Here is a 227-nt window from a genome sequence, read left to right as displayed (position 1 = left end):
ACGGCGGTCTGGTCATCGCCAATCCGGTGCCGGAAGCGGACGCGCTGAATCACCGCGAGATCGAAGCCGTCATCCAGCAAGCGCTGGCGGAAGCGAAGGGAAAGGGCATCACCGGAAAACAAGTGACACCGTTCCTGCTCGACCGGGTCAAACTGTTGACGGCCGGCAAGAGCCTGCAGACCAACATCGCCCTGGTGAAGCACAACGCGGAGGTGGCGGCCCGAATC

At 63.0% G+C, this 227-nt stretch carries 1 protein-coding gene; it reads left to right on the top strand.

Going from position 1 to position 227, the window contains the following annotated elements:
* A partial coding sequence (locus LD028_RS09820; protein WP_237811709.1) for a pseudouridine-5'-phosphate glycosidase occupies window positions 1-227 on the top strand: 227 nt, incomplete at both ends.

The sequence above is a fragment of the Anoxybacillus sp. LAT27 genome (genome assembly GCF_022030075.1).
GTDB classification, from domain to species: Bacteria; Bacillota; Bacilli; order Bacillales; family Anoxybacillaceae; genus Anoxybacillus; species Anoxybacillus kestanbolensis.
This window is presented reverse-complemented; position numbering and strand designations above follow the sequence as displayed.